This window comes from Nocardia altamirensis NBRC 108246, from assembly GCF_001612685.1.
Taxonomy (GTDB): domain Bacteria; phylum Actinomycetota; class Actinomycetes; order Mycobacteriales; family Mycobacteriaceae; genus Nocardia; species Nocardia altamirensis.
Genome location: NZ_BDAY01000017.1, coordinates 19,069 through 30,746, shown reverse-complemented (window position 1 = coordinate 30,746; position 11,678 = coordinate 19,069). Strand labels below are relative to the sequence as shown.

General features: G+C 67.4%; 13 protein-coding genes. 11 read left to right on the top strand and 2 right to left on the bottom strand.

The features are described 5' to 3' along the window. The first annotated feature begins 21 nt into the window (after positions 1–21). The 10 genes from NA11_RS11855 to NA11_RS11810 all read left to right on the top strand — a co-directional run bounded on the left by NA11_RS11855 (position 22) and on the right by NA11_RS11810 (position 5,791). Complete coding sequence (locus tag NA11_RS11855; RefSeq protein ID WP_069161899.1) at positions 22–309, top strand: hypothetical protein; 288 nt, start codon at positions 22–24, stop codon at positions 307–309. Positions 310–473: 164 nt separating this feature from the next. Continuing rightward, positions 474–836 carry a hypothetical protein gene (locus NA11_RS11850; RefSeq protein ID WP_069161898.1) on the top strand — a complete coding sequence of 121 codons (363 nt, stop codon included), beginning with the start codon at positions 474–476 and terminating at the stop codon, positions 834–836. A gap of 16 nt (positions 837–852) precedes the next feature. Next, a complete protein-coding gene (locus NA11_RS11845) occupies positions 853–1,152 on the top strand; it encodes a YbaB/EbfC family nucleoid-associated protein (protein WP_069161897.1) in 300 nt (99 codons plus the stop codon). A gap of 137 nt (positions 1,153–1,289) precedes the next feature. Next, positions 1,290–1,610: a hypothetical protein gene (locus NA11_RS11840; protein WP_069161896.1), complete on the top strand. Its 321-nt coding sequence runs from the start codon at positions 1,290–1,292 to the stop codon at positions 1,608–1,610. Continuing rightward, positions 1,607–2,896 (top strand): hypothetical protein, encoded by a 1,290-nt coding sequence (locus NA11_RS11835; RefSeq protein WP_069161895.1) that lies wholly within the window; start codon positions 1,607–1,609, stop codon positions 2,894–2,896. The genes NA11_RS11840 and NA11_RS11835 overlap by 4 nt, the downstream gene beginning before the upstream one ends. A 10-nt stretch (positions 2,897–2,906) precedes the next feature. Further along, on the top strand, positions 2,907–3,242 hold the full coding sequence (locus NA11_RS11830; protein WP_069161894.1) for a PE domain-containing protein: 336 nt from the start codon (positions 2,907–2,909) through the stop codon (positions 3,240–3,242). Positions 3,243–3,267: 25 nt separating this feature from the next. Further along, positions 3,268–4,257 (top strand): PPE domain-containing protein, encoded by a 990-nt coding sequence (locus tag NA11_RS11825; RefSeq protein ID WP_069161918.1) that lies wholly within the window; start codon positions 3,268–3,270, stop codon positions 4,255–4,257. 5 nt (positions 4,258–4,262) lie between these two features. Continuing rightward, positions 4,263–5,045 (top strand): ESX secretion-associated protein EspG, encoded by a 783-nt coding sequence (locus tag NA11_RS11820; RefSeq protein WP_369691123.1) that lies wholly within the window; start codon positions 4,263–4,265, stop codon positions 5,043–5,045. 99 nt (positions 5,046–5,144) lie between these two features. Then, the gene (locus NA11_RS11815; protein ID WP_084654539.1) at positions 5,145–5,444 is read left to right on the top strand and encodes a WXG100 family type VII secretion target; all 300 of its coding nucleotides are present in this window, start codon (positions 5,145–5,147) and stop codon (positions 5,442–5,444) included. Between the two features lie 50 nt (positions 5,445–5,494). Beyond that, positions 5,495–5,791: a hypothetical protein gene (locus NA11_RS11810; RefSeq protein WP_069161891.1), complete on the top strand. Its 297-nt coding sequence runs from the start codon at positions 5,495–5,497 to the stop codon at positions 5,789–5,791. A gap of 128 nt (positions 5,792–5,919) precedes the next feature. On the opposite strand, the gene eccB is transcribed toward NA11_RS11810, so the two are convergent. After that, positions 5,920–7,413, bottom strand: coding sequence for a type VII secretion protein EccB (eccB, locus tag NA11_RS11805; protein WP_069161890.1), 1,494 nt, complete (start codon positions 7,411–7,413; stop codon positions 5,920–5,922). A gap of 291 nt (positions 7,414–7,704) precedes the next feature. Here eccB and eccE point away from each other — a divergent pair, with 291 nt between their 5' ends. Beyond that, positions 7,705–9,468 (top strand): type VII secretion protein EccE, encoded by a 1,764-nt coding sequence (gene eccE / locus NA11_RS11800; RefSeq protein WP_069161889.1) that lies wholly within the window; start codon positions 7,705–7,707, stop codon positions 9,466–9,468. 69 nt (positions 9,469–9,537) lie between these two features. Here the strand turns inward: eccE and eccA are convergent, their stop codons facing one another. After that, on the bottom strand, positions 9,538–11,361 hold the full coding sequence (gene eccA / locus NA11_RS11795) for a type VII secretion AAA-ATPase EccA (protein ID WP_069161888.1): 1,824 nt from the start codon (positions 11,359–11,361) through the stop codon (positions 9,538–9,540). Positions 11,362–11,678: the final 317 nt, after the last annotated feature.

The window sequence follows — 11,678 nt, the reverse complement described above, 5'->3', positions numbered from 1 at the left end:
ACAACCGAGGAAAGGAGACACATGGTGCGCAGCAGATACCCCACCGATGACGAACTGCAACGCAACTTCGAGGCCGAGCTGAAATCGGTGACGACGGGCGGGGGCGTGCGTTCGGAAACCGGGCTCGACATGGAGACCGACGCGGCCCTGTTCGCCATCGCCATGGCCTACCCCGCGGTCACCGACGAGCTGGTCGCGGCCGCCAAAGCCGCGTTCGCCGGCCAGCTGGACGGCTCCAATTCCGCTGCACGCCAAGCGGATCTGGAACGTTTGATTGCCGAGCACAATGCGCGAAAACGCGGCGAGTAGCTTGCGCTCGAGTGCCCCCGTTTTCGGGGGTCTCGTTCGCGAACGCGGTTGGCTACTGTTGAGTAGGCGAAGGTTCGGAGTTGGTCACCGTGGTCCGCGCGATCAAGGACGAACGGCTGTGAACCGGGCTGGGATCGACTTCGTGGGAAGTAGAGGGGACCACTATGGATCCTGAACGAGCAGACGCCGCGCCGCCGCCGCAGGCGCCGGTCGAATGGACTGCGGCCTCGCGCACCGGCGCGATCTCGGTACGGGCCACCGAACAGGGCCTGCCACTGGGGATTTCGATCGACGCCGCGGAGCTGAAGCGGGATCCGGCCGCGCTCGCCGCCGAGGTGCTCCGGCTGTACAAGCACGCGGCAGGCCGGGCCGGGCTGGCCAGGCGGGCCGAGCTGGAGGCAGCGGGCATGTCGGCCGACGCGCTCGCCCTGCTCGGCTTGCCGACCCCAGAACAAGTGGCTCGCGAGGAGATCATCGAAGAGGAAGAATACGAGACGGAGCCACGGAGCTGGCTGCGCTCGGTCTAGGGAGGAACTGAGTCGCGTGTACGAGACCATGGACGAATTGATGGCGAGTGTGCAGCGTCGGTTGTACCGCGTGCGCGATCTCGCCGATGACATGTCCGCCGTGCGTGCGCGGGAAACCGCGCCGGACGGTTCGATCACCGCTGAGGTCGACGGTAACGGCGCGCTGCTGAACCTCGAGTTCACCTCGGCTATTTCCCGGCTCTCTCCGGCGGATTTCGAGAATACGCTGGTCGCTACGGCCAACGCCGCAGCCCGACGGGCCTTTACCGAGCGAGCGGAGCTGATCACCGCCTTCAACCAGGAGGTCGCCGATTAGATGCCTCACGTTCATACGAATTCATCATTTTCACATCAGCGGAACCTTAAGTTTCTGCAAACCGGCTTCCGAACCAGGCAAATCGGTTGGTATCTTCAGCACAGTTGGTCAATTGCATTACAGGATCGGGGATTTCGATGAGCGAACTCGTAGCAACAGGACATGCGATTTCTGCTTACGGTGACGCCTCGGCCGCCATGGCGACCGGTATCGCCACGGCGGGCGCATTCGATCAGGCCGCGACCGTCGCGGCGGCCGTGCCCGTCTTCGGGCTGATCGGCCAAGACTTCCTCATGGCGTTCGCGTATGCCCAAGGCAACCACGTGGCTTCCGTTTTCGAGTTGGCTGGTGTGCATGCGGGCACCGCGCTGACCGCGCATCAGGCGGTCGCCGCCTATACCGCGACGGAGTTGGCGAGTGGTGCCGAATTCGACGCAGTGAAACAGCAACTGGCATGACGCAACCGCTTGACCAGTCGATCGTCGAGCTGCTGCGTGGCAGCTCGCTGGCCCCGCTGATCGATCGCCCGGTCAACGACATCCTCAGGGACATGGGGCTGCCGCAGCTGCCCGATCTCAGCGCGTTGCCGCCCATGCCCGACATGCCGCCGATGCCGCTGATCGACCTCAGCGCGTTGATGCGACCGTTCACCGATCTGGCAAGCAGTTTCGGCACCGGCGTGCTCAATTCGACGGCGGGGCCAGGCGCCGACCCGACCCAGGTGCTGACCGGTCTCACCACCGCGTTGCAGACCGCAATGCAAGTGGGCACTACGGCATTGAGCACGGTCATGCAGCTGTGGCAGGGCATGGCCGCTGCCGAAGCGGCCAACAAGGCAGGCCAGGCCGCCAACGACGGTCAGGAGCTGGCCACCCAGAGCGTTCAGGAAAAGGCGACGATGGGCGAGGCCGCAGGCTCGGTCGCCGTCGGCGGCGCGCTGCTGGCCGCGGTCATCGCGAAGTACCTGGCCACCGTGCTCGCGGCATCGCCGCTGCTGGCCACGCCCGGTGGACAGGTGTTCGTTGCGGTGCAGACCGCAGAGAGCCTGGCCGAGGCGACGGCGGTGGTCGGCAAGACCCGCGTCGAAATGACCGTGCACTCGGGGAAGATGACGGCGGTCGGGCAGAAGAAGAAGATCACTGCCGCGCCCAAGGGTGTCGATCCCACCCAGAGTCTTCAACAAGTGATGCAGCTGGTTCAGCCGTTGATGGGGCTGGCCCAGACCGGAACACAGAGCGTGAGCCAGCTCGCGCCGCTGCTCGCGCCGAAGGTGGACCCGGCCAAAGAGCTGAAAGATGCCAAGGAGCGCGAGGATCGGGCGCGCGAAGAGCTCGCAGGCGCATCCGGCACGGAAGTCGGTGGCGGCCCTGGTGTCGGCATCGGTGGCCCCGGACCGGGGATGGCCCCGGTGGCGCAACCGCTCGCCCCGTGGGCGGGCACCAAGGTGGCAGGCGTCGGCCCGCTGTCCGGGCTCGGATCGAGCAGTCCGGCAATGGAACCCGTCGCTATGCGGCCGTCTTCGATCGGTCCCGGCGGTGCCTCGCCCGGCATCATGCCGCTCGGCGGCGCGGCCGGTGCGCTGGCGGCCAGGGACGCGGGTGACGCGAGCAGCGTGGCCGCACACCTGGTCACCGGGCAACACGGCGACGAGGTCGTCGGCAACATGGAGGGGGTCTCGCTGCCGGTGGTCGGCGCGGCCGAACAGGTTTCCGAACCACCGCCCGATAAGGAACTGACCCTCTGAGGAGGTCACCATGGCAAGCACTGGTGCGGATTTCAACGGTGTGCGGTTCGATGCGGACGCTGCCAAGGACGCGGCACTGCGGCTCGACGGCTTGGCCGACCGGCTGGAGAGCGAATTGCGATCGGGTGAGGTCTCGTTGCGGATCCCGGCCGCCGGTGTCGACGAGGTGTCGCAGCGGGCCGCGCAGACCATGAACGGCGTCGCGACGTCCTACACCGACAGCGCGGCGGCGGGCGTGCTCGAACTGCGCAAGCTGGCCGCGACGCTGCGGTCGCAGGTTCGCCAGTTCGATCGCTCGGAGAGCGCGAGCGTCGAGTCGTTCGGCGGCACCGCCGGTGCGGCCTGACCGGGGTGAAAACTACGGAGTTGTCATGATCGAACCACCGCAGCCCGGGTTCACCGGGGTGGTCTGGGAGGCACGGGAGCCCGACCGGCTCACCCGTGAGCTGTCCACCGGGCCCGGCGCGATACCGATGGCGGAGGCGGGGGCCAGCTGGGCCAAGCTCGCCGCCGGTTTCGGGTCGGCGGTAGTCGAATACGACTTGATCATCGCCTCGCTGCACGGTGCGTGGGAGTCGAGCACGAGTAGCAGTGTGCTCGACCGGATTTCGAAGCTGCGCGACTGGCTCACCGATTCCGCCAGGGCGGCAGGGGAGAACGCCGCGCATGCCGAAAAGCAGGCTGCGGCCTTCCAACTCGCGCAGCTGACGATGCCGAACTCGCTCGATATCGCCGCCATCAAACAGGCACAGCAGGCGTTGGAGTCGGTCAGCGGAGCGCTCGGTGCGCCGATCAAAGCCGTTGCCGCACAGACCGATGCCGAGGCCGACCTGGCCAAGGCGGCGGCCTCGCGGGTGATGCGCACGTATGAAGCGGCGACCGAGCCGCTGGCCACTCCGTGGCAGCACGCACAGCCGCCGATGATCGCATCCCCCACGGCGCTGGAAGCCGAACAGCCCGGCACGCCGCAGGCGGTGAACTCCGCGACCATGCCCGCGAGCGCGTCCGGGATGGGCCTGTCGGGCTTCGGCCTGCCAGGACCGATCGGACCGATCTCGGTGCCGCGCACGTTGACCACCTACCAGGCGCCGATGGTTGCCCAGGCCGCGCAGGTTGCGGAAACGGTGGCACCACAGCCGATTCCGTCGACCACGCCGGTGTCCTCGTCGATGGTGCCGCCCGGCGCGATCGGACCGTCCGCGATGGGCTCGCAGGACGAGGAGTACGAGTCGACCAGGGCAGGCGTTGCGCCGACGGCCGAGTTCGACCCCGACCTCGGCATCGTCTCCGCGCCGTCCGTGCTCGGCGCACCCGAGCCGCAGGCGCCGACCGGTCGAGCAGCGACGGGCGGTGGCGCGTGACGACCATGACCAACGACGGCTTGCTCGCGATCGCCGACCACGTCGGCGTCCAAACGCTGCCGCTGGTACTTGCGGTTGGTCCGCAGCAGGATTCGTTCGACGAGTGGACCGCCGCGCAGCAGGCGGCGAAGTCGTCGCTGCTCAACAGCGGCATCATCGACGCATACGGCGAGGTCGAGCCGGACCTCGGCATGGCGCTGCACACCCTCGCACAGCCCGACTGCGAGCTGGTCGCCCGAATCTTCGCCGGTGACAAGCCGATTCGGGTGTGTCTTGCGCGCAGGGGTGGTCAGCATGCGCTGGCCGTCCGGACCGGCGACGACTTCGACATCCGGACGATCTGGTGCGACGGTTCCGGCGCCACCTTGGCCAAGCCGGTGCTCGAAATGCTCGGTCCCGCCGTGCCCGCCGATGTGGTCAACTTCAGCGCGCCCTCGGATGCGCTGAGCGAACGACTCGCGGCGGCAACGACTTCGGCGGATTTCGCCGATGCCATGTACGCGCTCGGCGTCGCCGACCGGGATGTCGCCGGGTACGGACTCGCCTTCGCGTCCTGCCATACCTACGCCGAGATCGTGGTCTGTGTCCACGTCGACGGCGTCACCACCCGACCGCCTGGCGCGGTCGCCATCTACGACACCGGGCGTGGGCGGATCGTCGCCGCGCCCGGTATCGCCCAAGATCAGCAGCGCTGGTCAACGGTTACACCGGGCACCGATCATCGTATCGCCCAGGCGATTTCCGGCCTGGTCGAGACGTTGCCCGGGGGGAGGTGGCTGCAGCAGTAATCCCAACTGTGAACACCGCAGTTATCTCGAACTCGGGTGACGCCGTCCCGGTGTCACCTTCTGGCACAGCGAATATTTCAGAAGAAAGGTGCAGTCATAATGGCTACCGGTAATGGTGTATCCAATAGCGCTGCGGCTACCCAGGCGTCGCAGGACATGGGTGACACGGTCGTTGCCATCCGCACGACCATCGACAAGATCCAGGACGAGGTCCAGGCGGCCGCCAAGGGCTGGCGCGGACAGGCGTCGAAGGCGTTCAACGACGCGGCCCTCGCCTGGGATCAGGAAGCTCGGCGACTGAAGGCCATCCTCGACGAGATGGGCACGCACGTCGGCGTCGGTGCCAACCGGCTGACGGAGATGGACGCCAACAACGACTTCGGCGGCCTCAAGCTCTGACGGCAGTAGCTACCGAACCGCTCATCCGAGACGAAACGTAAGGACAAAACATGGACGACATGCTTTATGACGAAGCAACCATGATGAAGCTGTACAACGACCTCAAGACGTATCACGGCCAGCTGTTGCACCAGGTCGACGTCGAGCTGCCTGCGGCGGTGACCAAGCTGCAGACCGCGTGGGAGAACAACGAGTCGTTCGCCGCCTTCTTGACGAAGAAGGGGAAGTTCGACAGCGAGTTCAGCGACTCGAATGCGCTCCTGCAGGCGATCGCGACCGAGGTGGACAACTCGCTGGTGCGCGCGTTCCAGACCGACAAGACGATCGGCGACGGCTTCGGCATCTGAGTCGTATCCGATAAGACGATCGGTCGCGGCCTTCGGAGCCTGAGTCGTATCTGATCGAACAATCGAATAACTGAACAACACGGCCGGCCGGAACATCCCTGTTCCGGCCGGCCGTTCTCGTCTATCCGCTACTGACCCTGCGGCAACTTGTCGTAGCCGACCAACGCGTCGTTCTTGGACAGCGTCGGACCCGGAACCAGTTGTCCGACAATGGCCCACGGCGCGAGCCGGGGCGCGTCGCCGAGCCCGAGGATCTGCGCGGTCGCCATGTCCGGGATGCCGTAGCGAATGCCGTTGTCCGCCACGTAGAACAGGCTGCCGCGGCGCGGGCTGCCAGGCGCGGTGCCGGTGATTCGCACGAATTCGCCGGTGGACGGCGGAATGTAGGCGTCGTCGACGCGCTCACCGGTTCCGTCGGAGGTCGCCAGGGTGACCGGCGTCGCCGAATTGGCCAGCGGCAGTCGCGCACCGGCGAGCAGGCTCACCGCGGCCCGATCGGTCGGCCCGTCCGCAACGCCGCCGCTCTGCTGTGTTTTCGACCAGGAGATGCAGCCGACGGGCGCGTCCTCGGCGGACAGGATCTTCGGGGTGCCCGCGGGGAAGTGGTCCAGCGGAAGCGTGTGCAGCACAGGCATATTGGTGAGCAGGTCCGGCGCGACCGGCTTGATGTCGCGCATGCCTTGGGAATTCGCGGTCCGCAGCACCTGGGCGGCGAAATCGCTGACGCGCTGCACTCCGTCGGCGAGCACAACGTACAGCTCGGCGCGGTCCTCGCGGCCGACGCCACCCACTGCGATGACACCGCCGACCGGGACGTCGGAGAGCCTGCCAGGGCCTGGCTGGCCCGCCTGCGGGATATCCGGCGCGGCCAGCGGCGGCACCGCCGTCGCCGCGTTGAGCAGTGACGGTCCGATCGGACGTGGTTTGGCCGCACCGAGATTCATCGCCCGCGCCATCACCGAGTTGCCCGGGTCGAGCTCGGCGCGCTGGCCGTCGTAGATCAGGTAGGTCTTGTCTTGCCTGCGCACCAGCAGTGCCTCGTCGCCGCTGGTGCGCCGAATGCGTTCGTTCAATTGCGGCTGCCCGGTGAACACGGTGGTGGTCACCCCGCTCGACGCGGCGGCGCTACCGGTACTGGACAGCTGGACCGTCTCGCAGAGCGACCAGTCCGACCGGTTGCCCTGGCCGGAGCCTGGCAGTGCGGCGGGCGCGCCGGGAATGCCGAGTATCGGGCCGCGCGGCAGCGACGAAAGTTTGCTTTCCTTCACCGAATTCGGCGATTCGGCGCTGCCGGTGATCAGTCGGGCCGATGCGAGATTGAGCGTCGGATGCAGGGTGGTGTTGCCCTGCTCGTCGGCGACGACGACGAACAGCGCTCCGGTCTGCTTGCCCATCACGATCTTCGAGTCGCCGACCGAGCCCTGCGGCCGCAGGAACGCGAGGATGGCGCAGCCTGCCACCACCAGGATGCCGAGCACCAGACCGACGAACATCGACCGCGATTGCGAGCGCATCGGATCGTGCAGCATCCGCACATCGCGCCGGACGAGCGCGTGGTCGAGCCGCCGCAACAGGAATCGGTAGCCATTGACCTGGGCTTTGGTGGTCAGCTGAGCCGGCACGTGCTCTCCATCGTCATGATCTTTCCTCCGCCGCGTCCTCGGACGCGCTGCCCCGTCATTCTGTCGCATATAGCGACACGGCCGCGGTGTTTCTCGCGTCCACCCCGAGGACGGGTTCCGCCGGCAAGGCGGTTCGCAATCAACCGTATCGGCCCAGCCTTCGGTGTCAATCGGGCGCCGCCGATTCAAGCGGCGACCAGGCCACGAATAGCGTTGCCGCACGGTACTGTGAGCCGAGAAAGACCCAGGGCGCCGGACTCGTCCGGTCGCCGGATTCGAGGCGAAACAAGCGTGAACGAGGCTGTGAACGAACCGGAACAAAACCCGAATCCCGCGCTGCAGGACCCGGAGTTCTGGCTTTTCCGCCAGATGCCGCTGCGGCTGCTGGTCCCGCTTGCCCTGCTTGCCGCGCTGGCCGCCTGGATCGCCACCGCGTTGGACGCGCCGCTGTGGGCCATCATCCTGTCCGGCGCTGTGGTGTTCGTCCTCGGCGCCGCGCCGCTGCGCAGACGGGATCCGCGCAACGTGGCCGGAATGGTGGCGCGCGCCATCGCCTACCGCTGGCGGCGGGCCAAGCCGGGCCCGCAGGCCGCTGGCCCGGACGCGATCGACGTACCGCTGCCCGAGGGCGGCAGCTACGGCGTGCACTGGGACGGCGAGCTGCTCACCACGATGATCCGGATCGACCCGCCGCCGGACGCGCTGACGTTGCTGCGTCGCGGCTCGCTGAGCACCGATCAGGTGCTGCCGCTCACCGAGATCGCCAGGTGCCTCGAACAATTCGATATCAACCTGGCCTCGGTCGACGTGATCAGCACCGGCGCGCGTACCGCGGGCGGCGGCCCGGTGGCCCAGCTCTACGACGCGATCATCGGGCCGCTGCCCGCCATCGCGCACCGCACGGTCTGGCTGGTGCTTCGCCTCGACCCGCTGGCCAACGCGGAGGCCGTCGACAATCGGGGCGGCGGCGGCCCGGGCGCGCTGCGCACCGCGACCATCGCGACCAGGCGGGTGGCCAATCGGCTCGCCGCCCGGGACATCGCGGTCTCGGTGCTGACCGCGGCGGAGATGAACCTCGCGACCCGCAGGCTGACCCGCGGCATCGCGCTGGAGGAGTTCGCCGAGACACCGATCTCGCTGGTGCACGACGATCTGGTGTACCTCACCAGTTACGAGATCGGCCCCGAGCTGATCGGCGAGCGCGGCTTCGCCGACATCTGGGCCACCCCGAGCCTCGGCACCACGATGACCGTGCGGATGCGGCCCGGCGAGCGGAAACCTGGTCGGGCGTATGAGAACACCGAGCCGCCGGTCACGCTGGCCGCGCTGGTTCGGTTCGACACCGCCTACGAACCGGATGAGCCGCCGGTGCCCGGCCTGCGCGCGCTCACAGGTAGGCAATACCGGGCCCTGCTCGACTGTCTGCCGTTGCAGGCGGGCCGCGGTGGGTCCAGTGGTGCAGGCGACTATCGCGGCCCGCTGTCGGCGCTACAGGGGATCGCGGTGCCCACCGCGGGCTGTGGCCAGCTCATCGGCGCGGACGACATCGGCCAGGGGATCGCGGTACCGCTGATCGGCGACGGCACACGGCATCTCGAAGTGATCGGCAAGCTGGACCTGGCGCAGCAGGTGATCCTGCGGGCCATCGCGCTCGGCGCGCACACCATCGTGCACACCGACCGGCCCGACGCGTGGCACTCGATGGTCGCCAATGTCGCGTCGCCGCATTCGCTTTCGCTCGCGCCCCGGTTCGCGGGCGCCAGCCACCACCAGGCGCCTGCCAGCCCGCAACCCGGCGGCACCGGCTCGCTCGCGACCGTGGTCGTCTTCGACGGCATCGCGCCGACCACGCTCACCGGTGGCGCCACCATCGTGCACGTGCGCGACCCGCACGATCCGCCGAGCCAGTTCGCTGCCGACGTGGTCCTGGTCCAGGATGCCGCGGCGCCGAACCTGATCACCGTCACCACCTCGACCGCGCGCACCACCGTCAACATGGTGACCACGCCGGACGAGATGTGGTACATCGGCGAATCGCTGACCGCGGTGCGCTGACCGCATCGAACCGTAGTCGAGACACCGAAGGGCCGGAATTTCTTCCGGCCCTTCGGTTTCGGTGTGCTGCTAGCCGCCGAGCGTGGCGAGGATGCCCGCCAGCGCCGCCTGCATGTCCGGCGCCTCGATCCGCATCAGCATCGATTCGTCGATCGCGGTGAGGTCCAGCGAATCATCGTTGGCCAGCCGGAACTCGCGCTCCTCCTCGGCGGATTCGATCACGTTGCGGACGAACCGGCCGTTGCCTGCCAGGTCGATGCCGCGGCGCTGCTGCCCGCTCTGATCGACCCGCTCGGACTGGTACAGGCCTTCGCACGCCTTGATCAGCAATTGCATTGCCTCGTCGGACAATTGGGAATCGCGCGCCTTGGCGATGAGCTGGCCGATCTGGCCGAGCTCCGGCGCGGTGTAGGACGGGAACTGCAGGCGCTTGGCGAAGCGGGATGCCAGGCCGTCGTTGGAGGCGAGCAGCCGGTCGATCTCGCCGTCGTAGCCTGCGATGATCACCACCAGCCGGTCGCGGTCGTTCTCCATCCTGGCCAGCAGCGTGTCCACCGCCTCGCGGCCGAACGCGTCGCCGCCCTGCAGGCCGGTCTGGATCAGCGTGTACGCCTCGTCGATGAACAGCACGCCGTCCATCGCGGTGTCGATCAGCTTGTCGGTCTTGATCGCGGTGCTGCCGAGGTGCTGACCGACGAAGTCCATGCGCTTGGCCTCGACGACCTTGTCGGTCTTGAGCAGGCCGACGCCGCAATAGATCTTGGCGACCACCCTGGCGATGGTGGTCTTACCGGTGCCGGGCGGGCCGGTGAAGGCGAGGTGGTTGCCGCGCGAGACATTCGCCATGCCCTTCTCGGCGCGGATCTTCGCCAGCTGTGCGGTCGCCTGCAGCTTGGCCACCTGCGTCTTGACGTTGGCGAGGCCGACCTGCTTGTCCAACTCGGCCCGCGCCTCGGCGAGGATCCGCTTGGCCCGGTCCTCGCTCTCGGCCTGCTCGACCGCTTCGGTGGACGGTGCGGTCGCCGGATCCCAGCGATCCGTGCGGGTGTCGATCGACTCCTTGGTGGTCACCGTGATCCGATAGGTGCGATCGCGCATGGCGGTGGTATTCGCCGTGAAATCCGGTGCCTGCGAATACACCTTCTCGAACAGCGCCTGCGCGTCCTCTTCGTTGCCGGTCTCGCGCAGGCACAGGCCACGACAGAACATCGCCGTCGTCCGTGCCGCCGGGATCGGGCCCGCCTCGGCCTGCTCCATCCGGCGAATCGCCTCGCCGAACAGGCCGAGCTGCGCGCAGGCCGAGCCGACCATCACGTGCGCGCCCGCCGCGAGATACGGGTCGTCCCATTCGGCCGAGCCTGCCAGCACGGCCATCACATCGGGCCAGCGCTGCGTCGTAAAGTGCAGCACGCCACGGATATACGCGCTGATTCGATCGTCGGCCTCGCGGTCGGGATCCGACAGCATGGTGCGCCGGTGTGCGGCCAGTTCGTCGAGGACCTTCTCGGCCTCGTCGTACTCCTTGTCCTGGATCAGCTGCGCGGCCTGGGCCAGCCAGATCTCGGTGAGGCTTGCCAGCGGGTAGTCGATGTAGAGGCCGGCCAGGAAGCGCCCCGCCATCGCCCGCGACGGCAATCCCAGCCTGCGTTGCTCGCGGAACAGCGACGTGCTGCTGGTCTTGTAGAGGTTGTAGAGAACGTCGCGGGTCACCTCGCCTGCGGCTGCGCGGCCGAGCCATGCGTCGCACATGGTCGGGTCCCATTCGGTGGCCCGTTGGAAGGCCAGCTTCGCGTACTCCAGATCGCGCGCGGATTCCTGACCATCGATGGTCAGCCCCAGCGAAAGGACCCCGGCGTCGAAGGCGCGTTGGGCTTGGCGGGTGCCGGTCGTCATTGCAGTCTGTCCCTGACATCTACGTGTGAGCAATTGCCTGCGTTCATCTTCCGACCAGCTTAACGGGCATTGCCTGGCGAAGTTCGCCTTCGTGCGGCGCACGGGCAGGAGCGAATGTAAAGGGACCCCTAAGAATGGGGGCAGACAAGTTTTCGCCTTTTGTTCAAGGGGCATCGGAGCGAAGATGATGAGACAGTGACAACGATCGCGCGTGCACGGTCTGTCCGATAGATTAGGTTCGCTGTCGGTAGGTCGCACCGGGGGTCAACTGACTACCACGTGCGGCGATGTCGTGGGTCGATTCGACAGGTAGGTTG

Bases quoted from the DNA above. Each gene is read 5' to 3' on its own strand.
- NA11_RS11820 (WP_369691123.1), top strand. From the start codon at position 4,263: ATGACCAACGACGGCTTGCTCGCGATCGCCGACCACGTCGGCGTCCAA.
- NA11_RS11855 (WP_069161899.1), top strand. From the start codon at position 22: ATGGTGCGCAGCAGATACCCCACCGATGACGAACTGCAACGCAACTTC.
- NA11_RS11850 (WP_069161898.1), top strand. From the start codon at position 474: ATGGATCCTGAACGAGCAGACGCCGCGCCGCCGCCGCAGGCGCCGGTC.
- NA11_RS11835 (WP_069161895.1), top strand. From the start codon at position 1,607: ATGACGCAACCGCTTGACCAGTCGATCGTCGAGCTGCTGCGTGGCAGC.
- NA11_RS11815 (WP_084654539.1), top strand. From the start codon at position 5,145: ATGGCTACCGGTAATGGTGTATCCAATAGCGCTGCGGCTACCCAGGCG.
- NA11_RS11825 (WP_069161918.1), top strand. From the start codon at position 3,268: ATGATCGAACCACCGCAGCCCGGGTTCACCGGGGTGGTCTGGGAGGCA.
- eccA (WP_069161888.1), bottom strand. From the start codon at position 11,361: ATGACGACCGGCACCCGCCAAGCCCAACGCGCCTTCGACGCCGGGGTC.
- NA11_RS11830 (WP_069161894.1), top strand. From the start codon at position 2,907: ATGGCAAGCACTGGTGCGGATTTCAACGGTGTGCGGTTCGATGCGGAC.
- NA11_RS11810 (WP_069161891.1), top strand. From the start codon at position 5,495: ATGGACGACATGCTTTATGACGAAGCAACCATGATGAAGCTGTACAAC.
- NA11_RS11840 (WP_069161896.1), top strand. From the start codon at position 1,290: ATGAGCGAACTCGTAGCAACAGGACATGCGATTTCTGCTTACGGTGAC.